This window comes from Vibrio sp. 10N.261.52.A1, assembly GCF_002876325.1.
Taxonomy (GTDB): Bacteria; Pseudomonadota; Gammaproteobacteria; order Enterobacterales; family Vibrionaceae; genus Vibrio; species Vibrio chagasii.
Genome location: NZ_MCYD01000348.1, coordinates 1 through 8748, shown reverse-complemented (window position 1 = coordinate 8748; position 8748 = coordinate 1). Strand labels below are relative to the sequence as shown.

The 8748-nt window shown below is 45.4% G+C and carries 8 protein-coding genes and 1 pseudogene; 5 read left to right on the top strand and 4 right to left on the bottom strand.

Going from position 1 to position 8748, the window contains the following annotated elements:
- The 3 genes from BCT81_RS04265 to BCT81_RS04255 form a co-directional block, all read left to right on the top strand.
- The coding region (locus BCT81_RS04265) for an RluA family pseudouridine synthase (protein WP_102423334.1) at window positions 1-1461 on the top strand (1461 nt) is incomplete at its 5' end.
- Window positions 1462-1656: 195 nt separating this feature from the next.
- The gene (locus tag BCT81_RS04260; RefSeq protein ID WP_102423333.1) at window positions 1657-2040 is read left to right on the top strand and encodes a hypothetical protein; all 384 of its coding nucleotides are present in this window, start codon (window positions 1657-1659) and stop codon (window positions 2038-2040) included.
- A gap of 125 nt (window positions 2041-2165) precedes the next feature.
- Window positions 2166-3179: an alpha/beta fold hydrolase gene (locus tag BCT81_RS04255; protein ID WP_102423332.1), complete on the top strand. Its 1014-nt coding sequence runs from the start codon at window positions 2166-2168 to the stop codon at window positions 3177-3179.
- 20 nt (window positions 3180-3199) lie between these two features.
- Here the strand turns inward: BCT81_RS04255 and BCT81_RS04250 are convergent, their stop codons facing one another.
- On the bottom strand, window positions 3200-4270 hold the full coding sequence (locus BCT81_RS04250; RefSeq protein ID WP_102423331.1) for an AraC family transcriptional regulator: 1071 nt from the start codon (window positions 4268-4270) through the stop codon (window positions 3200-3202).
- Window positions 4271-4377: 107 nt separating this feature from the next.
- Entirely contained in the window at window positions 4378-5334 is a 957-nt protein-coding gene (locus BCT81_RS04245; protein WP_102423330.1) for a helix-turn-helix domain-containing protein, read from the bottom strand.
- 89 nt (window positions 5335-5423) lie between these two features.
- Between BCT81_RS04245 and BCT81_RS04240 the strand changes: the two genes are divergently transcribed.
- On the top strand, window positions 5424-5987 hold the full coding sequence (locus BCT81_RS04240) for a cysteine hydrolase family protein (RefSeq protein ID WP_102423329.1): 564 nt from the start codon (window positions 5424-5426) through the stop codon (window positions 5985-5987).
- Between the two features lie 90 nt (window positions 5988-6077).
- Here the strand turns inward: BCT81_RS04240 and BCT81_RS04235 are convergent, their stop codons facing one another.
- Window positions 6078-7436 carry a Na+/H+ antiporter NhaC family protein gene (locus BCT81_RS04235; protein ID WP_102423328.1) on the bottom strand — a complete coding sequence of 453 codons (1359 nt, stop codon included), beginning with the start codon at window positions 7434-7436 and terminating at the stop codon, window positions 6078-6080.
- A 236-nt stretch (window positions 7437-7672) separates the two neighbouring features.
- Window positions 7673-8455 (bottom strand): hydratase, encoded by a 783-nt coding sequence (locus BCT81_RS04230; RefSeq protein WP_102423327.1) that lies wholly within the window; start codon window positions 8453-8455, stop codon window positions 7673-7675.
- A 214-nt stretch (window positions 8456-8669) separates the two neighbouring features.
- Between BCT81_RS04230 and BCT81_RS29985 the strand changes: the two are divergent.
- Window positions 8670-8748: pseudogene (locus tag BCT81_RS29985) on the top strand (helix-turn-helix domain-containing protein); the annotation flags it as partial.

Here is an 8748-nt window from a genome sequence, read left to right as displayed (position 1 = left end):
CTAGTAAGAAGCCCTGAAGGTGAACTTGGTTACTTCTCTGCATTCTCAGGGAAAATCGCCGATCAAAACCTACTGCCGCACTTTGTTCCACCGGTATTCGACATGCTGAGCAGTGACAGTTTTTTCCGTCAAGAAACCGCAGATATGATGACGGTGAACGCCGAATTTAAAGCGCTGCAGGTCAACGCTCAATACCTTGAGTTGTGCGAACAATTGGCACAGCAAAAAGCGCAGGCAGAGCAAGAGATCGAAGCTCAACGCTTGTTGATCATTGAAGGTCGTAAAACGCGCAAAGAACAACGAGAGCAGGGTAAAGAGAATCTTGATGAGCAAGCTTTTGAGCAACTAAACCAAGAGCTCAGCAAAGCCAGCGTTGCAGATAAAAACCAACAGAAATACCTGAAGCTCAATTGGGAACAAACCCTAAACGAGCTACAAGGCAAGGTGGACGTATTTACGGCTCAATTGGCTGAATTAAAAGAGCGAAGAGCGCACCTGTCTCATCAGCTTCAACACAAGTTGTTTTCACAATACGCTTTCTTAAATGCGGAAGGAGACGTCGAAGACCTTAACCAGATCTTTGAAAACACGCCAAATAAGATACCACCGGCAGGCTCTGGTGAATGTGCGGCGCCTAAACTTCTGCAATATGCCTATTTGAATGGCTACACGCCATTGGCATTAGCTGAATTTTGGTGGGGGCGCTCTCCGAAATCGGAGATCCGCAAACACAAGAAATACTACGCGTCTTGCCAAAGCAAATGTGTACCGATACTTGGCCATATGATGAAAGGCCTTGAAGTGGATCCAAACCCATTGTTAGAGAACCCTGCAGAGGGCAAAGAGCTCGATATCCTGTTTCAAGATGAGCATATCGTTGTAGTACATAAGCCAGCAGGGTTCCTTTCAGTACCGGGCAAGACCATCAAAGATTCTGCCTACACTCGCGTTCAGGAAATGCATCCTGACGTGGAAGGACCATTCGTTATACACCGCTTGGACATGGCGACCTCTGGCATTCTGATATTCGCTCTGACTCGACGAGCAAACAAAAGCCTGCAGAAACAGTTCATTACTCGTGAAGTCGAGAAGCGATACGTCGCGATGATTGAAGGTGTTCTGACTGAAGATGAGGGCTATGTTCGATTGCCGCTACGTGGTGACCTGTACGATCGTCCTCGTCAGATTGTCTGCTACGAGCACGGCAAACCTGCAGAAACAAAATGGGAAGTGATTGAACGCAATCAAGAGACCACTAAGGTTTATCTGCACCCTAAAACAGGACGCACACACCAGTTACGCGTTCACTGTTCACATGAAGAAGGGCTGCATATGCCTATCGTCGGTGATGGATTATATGGCAACAAAGCTGACCGTCTTCACCTACATGCAGAAAGACTTGCCCTACACCACCCAATTACCAAAGAGTGGATGGAATTCCAATTCGATGCTGAGTTCTAAAAACTCTTATCAATAACAAGTCTTCATGAAAGGGGTCACACCATTTGTGGCTCCTCTTCTCCCCCTTCCCCGTATTTGCGCCCTCGTTTCGCCTACCTCTTTCGGATATATCTCCACGCTTATTGCACTACATCAAGGTTCACTTCATTTTGAGGTGTAGGATGCCCCTCTTCACCTTTCCTTGAGGCCTTTGATATGTCATCAGCTGCTTTGAATCTACATGCCAATACACAAATATCTTCTTTGGTTACTGCACCAACACCAGCAAACGTAAAGCCAATCACAACGAAAAAACCGGACCTGAATTCGGCAATGCTGAATCTCATCGAAGAAGTGAAAAATGAACTCCCGCTCTATGAGTCAGAGACATTCATTTGTGGGCCAAAAGGAAACTGCTCAGGTTGCTCTAAGAAATTGCTAGAGATGGTCGACACAGAATTGATGTACTGGGAACACAGCATCTCAATGGGACAAGGGCCAAACTTCGAAGAACTGCGTCGCTTCGGTAAACTATGCAGCAGCGTAAGACGTGGCTTAGAAAGAAACGGCTTGGTAGAGAAGCGTCCTAGAAGAAGGTAACTATAAGCAAGTCACTAGCTTAGGTATTAAAACACGATTTAGGGCGTCCTCGATCGTGTTTGAGGTCTCGTGATACCTAGCCTTAGCGCATATTAGCTCCACTTACCTCAGTTGGAGTCAACACTATGAAACGGACACATTTACTGTTCACATCCCTACTTTTCCTTTGCAGTTCAGCCATCGCTTCCGGTGTCGGATTCACTCAAGTCACCTTAACTGACAATCCTAATCGCCCGCTAAACACTGCCATTTGGTATCCCGCGAGAGGTGCATCAGACACAACCTTAATTGGCGATAACCCCGCCTTCATCGGAACACAAGTCATCAAAGATGCAGACATTCAATCAGGCACTTTTCCAGTAATACTGCTATCGCACGGCTACCGAGGAAACTGGCGCAATCAAAACTGGTTAGCGACCAAACTTGCGAGTAAAGGCTACATCGTAGCGGCAGCTGATCATCCGGGAACCACCTCTTTCGACCATTCTCCAAAGCAAGCAGCGAAATGGTGGGAAAGACCACGAGATGTATCACGTATTCTGGATTACCTGTTATCTGCCCCACAGTGGAAGCAGTCTGCTAACGCCGACAATGTGACTGCAATCGGACATTCATTGGGTGGCTGGACAGTAATGCAATTGGCGGGAGCGAAAATGGATAGACCAACCTTTAAAGCGAATTGTCTCATATACCCTAACCCACGAACTTGTGGACTTGCTGAAGAGCTAGGGCTCGACAAAGTCCAAGATGAAGAACTTGTTCAAAAAGACCTTTCAGACCCTAGGATTCAACGTGTGGTCAGCCTTGATTTAGGACTTGCTCGCAGCTTTTCAATCGTCAGCTTAAATGACATTAAAGTGCCAACCTTGATACTGGCAGCTGGGATCGATATTGGAGATCTTCCTCAAGCATTAGAGTCCGGCTATGTAGCCGAGCATTTGCCACTGAACTCAAGACGCTACAAAGTCTATGAAAACGCCACCCATTTCAGCTTCATTCAAGGCTGTAAACCCGGTGCTATAGCCATGCTGAATGAAGAGGTCCCAGGCGATGGCATTATTTGTAAAGATGGCATTGGTACATCACGCGACCAGTTACATCAATTGTTCTTCAATGACATCGTTCGCTTTCTGAATTGATAACCCAAAAGCAAGCACACTCAATCTAACACTTGTGGCGAACTTCGAAACTCACTCGGAGTTTGCCCAGTTATCCTTGAAAACTCCCTATTAAAATTCGATTTGGTCTGAAAGCCTGAACTGAGATAAATCTCAGTTATCGCTTCATCAGTTTGCTTCAAGCGATTCTTAGCGTGTTCTATTCGATAGGCGTTAATCACCTTCGAAATGTTCTGTTGGTGAGTTTGATTAACCGCAGACGATATCTTGCGAGCAGGAATGCCTAGCTTTCGTGCCAAGCGATTGAGAGACAGGTCAGGATCCTTGAATACTTGGTGATCTCTCATTAATGCATCGAACTTAGCCACGATCTGCGTGGCCTCTTCAGCTTGGTCTTCATCTAAGCTGCTCGCGAGTGTAGTCGATGTGTCGACCTCTTCTGGAGAACCTTGTGACATGGTAGATAAAGCCTGCATCTGCTTGGCTTTTTCTTCGGCAGGCGTGCTCATACTGACCACCATCACGGCGGAAACAACGGCTGGAATAAGGACAAGGTAGCTAATCGATAAGATCAGATTGGTGTGCTGCGCGTCCAAAAGCAAGATGTCGAAAGAAAGCGCACTATCAACCGAAGCCGAGAATAGCAGCATTACACCTGCAACTCGTTCAGCAACCAACACTTTCGGTACATCGGTTAGCCGCACTTGTTCCGGCACTCGTAGCGACAACTTTAGCAGCAAGCCACCATATCCGAGATAGAGAAATATCAGTAATACATCAAGAGTTCCCGCCCAGAGGTGCACATAGAAAAGTGAACCAACTAAAACAGCAATCGGGCCTAGCCAATGTAAATGTGTACTAGATTGACTTCGATGAGCTCCCGAAAAACAGAGCCAAGCCGCCACAGGAACACAGGCACCGAGAATGGGTTGTAAGAAGCGAAACAACGTAATATCAAACGTCCACCGAAGGCCCACTACCGTCACCATCAACGCGCATAGAGTGATAAACCAAAATGGCTTTTGACTGGTTTGTGGGTAACGGCATCGAAGCAGCACACCTGTCATCAATAACAACAGCGCCGCGACAAATGGTAAAGGAATGGCAAGCATCAACAGTCCGTTTAAGTTCGAGAAAAGATCACTTCCTCTTCAAGCACTTCATTAGCGAAGTAAGTGAGCGAACCAGTGATACATATTGAATATCAATCTATGGTAAATCATTCCTCTGATAAAAATCTAGAGCGAAACCTTGATGGCGTTAGACCAATGATTTTCATAAAAACTTTTCGGAAACTGTTGACGTCTTCATACCCAACTAAGTAGCTGATTTGTTCTACTGGTTTATGGGAACTTTCCAGTAGCTCACACGCGCTTTGAACACGCACATGTTGAATATAGTTAATCGGAGTCAAGGTCGTCGCTTTAGTAAATTGTCGAATAAAGGTTCTTCGCGTCATGAAGGCTTCTTCCGCCAATTGGTCCAGTGTCAAAGGAAGGTGGTGATTCTTTTGAATAAAGCGCTGTACAGAGACAATCTTGTCAATCCCATGAGCGAAGTTAGGCACAAAACTTTGGTAGTAGCGCTGCTCTCTCAGTCCCGTATCCAACACCAGATACTTACCCAAATTACGCGTATTGGTCGGCGTCGTGTATTTCGTCAGGATAAACAGAGCCAAATCCATCCACGACATCAAACCACCAGCAGTAATGATGTCATCGTCATCGATCAGGATTTTGTCTATATCCACTTCGATTCCAGTATGGAGCTCCGAAAACAATTGCTGAGCTTGCCAGTGCGTGGTGACGGTTCGCCCTTCCAGCAACCCGGTTTGAGCAAGAATGAACACGCCTGCACATGCTGAGCACAATATTGAACCCTTTTGATGAGACTCAATCAGATAATCCGTTAGCCTATCATCACGCTCTAGGTAGTAACTGCCATCTAGGTTTGGCGGCAATAAAATGATATCGGCTTTAGATTCTTCATTTGAGTTAGCCGATGAAACCGATAAGTCGCCATAAGGCTTAATCTCAACCTTGAACTGAACCGTTTCACTCTCAGAATCAAGGCTGTTCGCCATTTGAAGAAACTCTTTTACTCCAAACACAGCGCTCTGCAGAGAGCCTGGATAATCGATAATTTCGACCTTTACTGATTTTGTCACTATTGCCATATAGTCTGTCATTTTTGACGTGCGTTAAAAAACACAGGGTAGTCATAATATCCCTACACCACAAGACATTAACAACAAAGGTATGGATTATGAGCAATACAGCACTACTACTTATTGATTTCCAAAACGACTACTTTCCTTCATACGAAGGCGCGAAATGGGCACTCTCTGAAACAGAAAAAGCGGCAGAAAAAGGCGCGCAATTACTCGAGACATTCCGCAATAAGAAACTACCAATTGTTCATGTACGCCATGAATTTCCGACGAATGATGCTCCGTTCTTCTTGCCAGAATCAGACGGAGCTCAAATCCACAGCAGCGTGGCTCCGCGAGAAGGTGAGCCTGTCATCGTAAAACATCAAATCAACAGCTTTAGAGATACAGAACTGAACAAAGTGCTAAAAGAGCAAGGCGTTGAAAAACTGATCATCGTTGGCGCAATGAGCCACATGTGTATTGATGCCGTGACTCGTGCAGCAACCGATTTAGGCTATGAATGCCACGTAGCGCATGATGCTTGCACAACCTTAGACATGGAGTTCAATGGCGTTAAGGTTCCAGCAGCGCATGTCCATGCCGCATTCATGGCTGCACTGAGCTTTGGTTATTGCAATGTCGCGACAGCAAACGAGCTTAAGAACCTGCTTAAATAAAGCTCAAAATCAAAAGCCAGCTTCTGAACAATTCTTGTAGATACAAAAAAGGCGCCTATTACGGCGCCTTCTCATTAAAATCTATTTTTACTAAGCTTGAGCCACTTGACGTGCAGGGTGTTTAATAAACACAGCGACGACAGCCACGATAGCCAATGCAAAACAGTAGTACGAGTTAGAAACGATCTCTAACGGCGATAGGTTAAATACAGAACCTAGTAGCAATACCTGTGCACCATAAGGCAACACACCTTGAATCACACAAGAGAAGATATCCAATAAGCTCGCCGAGCGACGTGGAGATACATCGTTCTCTTCTGCTAATTGACGAGCAACACTACCAGAGACAATGATCGCTACTGTGTTATTTGCCGTGCACATGTTCACCATAGACACCAAACCAGCAATACCCAACTCACTTGCGCGGCCGTTCGCTTGCTTAGAATGTGAAGAGCCAAATGCACGAATCATGCTACTTACTAGGTTAGTCAAGAAAGCTAGACCACCTTGACGACGCATCAACTCACTCAAACCACCGATCAGCATCGACAGTAAGAAAATTTCCTGCATGTTGCCAAAGCCAGCATAGATATCTTGCGCATAATCCGTTAAACCGTAGTTCTCCAGATAACCTAAGCTAACGCCACCCGCCAGTAAGATACCGATGGTTAGCACAACAAACACGTTCATACCTGATACTGCAAGGATCAAGATAGTGATGTAAGGCAGTACTTTAAGCCACTCAATAGGACCCGTTTCAGGCACTTGAGTCGCAGTGCTGTTAAAAGCAAAGATAACAATCGCGATAAGTGCAGCAGGAAGTGCGATGCGGATGTTCTCTTTAAACTTGTCTCTCATCTCACAGCCTTGCGAGCGCGTAGCAGCAATCGTGGTATCAGAGATGATAGAAAGGTTGTCACCAAACATCGCGCCACTTAAAACAACGCCTGCTGTCAATGGAATGCTCATGCCTGCTGAATCAGCAATGCCTAGTGCTACAGGGGCTACCGCAGCAATGGTGCCCATCGAAGTACCCATTGCTGTTGCGATGAAAGCAGAAATTAGGAAGATACCCGGTAGGATCATGCTCGTTGGGATTGCCGACAAACCAAGGTTTACCGTCGCATCCACACCACCAGAAGCCTTAGCAACCGCCGCAAAAGCACCTGCCAATAGGTAGATCATACACATTGCGATAATGTCTTTGTGACCTACTCCACTCAAGAACTGTTCGATAGCACGGTTCAATTTATCTTTGCTCAACAGCAGCGCCAACATCACAGCAGGTAGAGCCGCAATCGGAGCTGGAAGCTGATAGAAAGCAAAATCGACGCCTTGCAACGACAAGTAGGTACCTACGCCAATAAACAGCGCTAGGAACACGATCAGAGGGATAAGCGCTACTGCCGAAGGGGCAATAACCGCATTAGAATTTTTTGAATTGGACATGGAACGACAACACTATAGAACAGGAAGGAGAGCAGACTAATGTCACACTTAGGACTTGTCAACGTCTAGACGTCTAAACGCCCAATATAATGCAAAGTAATAAGAACTCTATTGAACATCACATAATAGAAAAGGCTATTTACTCACCAGTAAATAGCCTTTCTAGAACAAATTGCTCATACGTGAAGTAGAGTTTTAGAGACCTGCTTTCTTAATCAATAGAGCTTGTAAATAACTTAGTGCTTTGGTTTGAAAGTCACTTGGTACTCTCCGATACCATCATAAGCAACGGTTGTTAGCTCATTGAAGTCAAGCTCAACCACACCACAGTAAGACCCTGTAATGATTGCCTCACCCGCTTCAAAACTGACTCCACGCTTGGTCATCGTATCAATCAACCAGTAAACGGGATTTTGAGCTAATGCATTAGGGTGGGTGCCAGAAAATGCCTGTACTTTTTCAGCTTGAGTGATAGCCACTTCGACCTTGGCAGCAGAAAACGCTTTATCTTTCTCTATCTCAGGACCAAGAAACAAGCCTTGGTTTGCCAAGCAATCGGCTAAAACCTCGTAAAACTCCGCTCCACTGTCATCAGCAAAGCGAGATTGAATTAACTCAAGTGCCATATGGCAAGATCCAATGGCATCATTGACTTGTGCTTCGCTGTAGCCATTTGAGTTTGCAGGCAAAGGCTTAGCCAGTACAAAAGCGATTTCTGGCTCTACTCGGGCTACCTCTTTACCTGGCACTGAACCTGTGTCTGCGAACAATTCACAAATTTCACCTTGCTGCACGTTGTCAGCGAAAATAGGCGCTACGATAAATTTGTTTTCTGCAAGAGGTAACAGACACTTCCAGCCCCCCACTCTATCTGCACGAATTTCAATCATGAATTCTTGAATGGCTAACGCATCATCTAAACTGGTTGGGCGATATAGTTCGATTAATCTTGGCGCTTTAGTTCCCGCTGTGCGACGGCTCAATAACTCTTTAGCCGCCTGCTCAAATACACTTGTCATAATATACCGTTTAATTTAGAACGATTAGAAATAGGCTTGGGCAATGACATCACTCATGCGATGGTTGCACCATAAAGTGTTCAAAGGCTTATTGTCACATGTCCCGCAAGTGAACACATACCGCTAAGTCAATATATTAAAAGAAAAGCCAGCACCTGATGATCAGATTGAACTGACCCCCAATAGTTGGACACCAATTATTGGGGGTCTTTTTATGTCCAAATATAGCCGAGAGCTAAAATGTATCATTGCTAAGCAATATTTAGATGGCACGTCATCTCGCTACTTAGCAA

Coding starts and splice junctions, on each gene's coding strand:
- BCT81_RS04230 (WP_102423327.1), bottom strand. CDS start 8,455: ATGACAAGTGTATTTGAGCAGGCGGCTAAAGAGTTATTGAGCCGTCGC.
- BCT81_RS04245 (WP_102423330.1), bottom strand. CDS start 5,334: ATGGCAATAGTGACAAAATCAGTAAAGGTCGAAATTATCGATTATCCA.
- BCT81_RS04235 (WP_102423328.1), bottom strand. CDS start 7,436: ATGTCCAATTCAAAAAATTCTAATGCGGTTATTGCCCCTTCGGCAGTA.
- BCT81_RS04255 (WP_102423332.1), top strand. CDS start 2,166: ATGAAACGGACACATTTACTGTTCACATCCCTACTTTTCCTTTGCAGT.
- BCT81_RS04260 (WP_102423333.1), top strand. CDS start 1,657: ATGTCATCAGCTGCTTTGAATCTACATGCCAATACACAAATATCTTCT.
- BCT81_RS04250 (WP_102423331.1), bottom strand. CDS start 4,270: ATGCTTGCCATTCCTTTACCATTTGTCGCGGCGCTGTTGTTATTGATG.
- BCT81_RS04240 (WP_102423329.1), top strand. CDS start 5,424: ATGAGCAATACAGCACTACTACTTATTGATTTCCAAAACGACTACTTT.